The sequence below is a fragment of the Mycobacterium angelicum genome, from assembly GCF_002086155.1.
GTDB classification, from domain to species: domain Bacteria; phylum Actinomycetota; class Actinomycetes; order Mycobacteriales; family Mycobacteriaceae; genus Mycobacterium; species Mycobacterium angelicum.
The window spans coordinates 1-212 of record NZ_MVHE01000506.1; the positions used below are offsets into that span (position 1 = coordinate 1).

Below are 212 nucleotides of genomic sequence, written 5' to 3' on the forward strand. Positions count from 1 at the left end.
GCCGTTGACCCCGCCCACTCCCGCGGACCCGCCGGCCCCGCCGTGGCCGCCCTCGCCACCGGCGAAGCCGAAGCTGCCGGGGGTGTTGCTGGCGCTGCCGTTGCCGCCGTTGCCGCCCTGGCCGCCCTGGCCGCCGTTGCCGGCATTGCCGGCAAAGCCGCCGGTATTGGCCGCACCGCCCTCGCCGGCCTGACCACCGGCCCCACCCCCAC

The 212-nt window shown here is 79.2% G+C and carries 1 pseudogene; it reads right to left on the reverse strand.

Annotation, left to right across the window (positions count from 1 at the left end):
• Positions 1-212: pseudogene (locus tag BST12_RS35245) on the reverse strand (hypothetical protein); the annotation flags it as partial.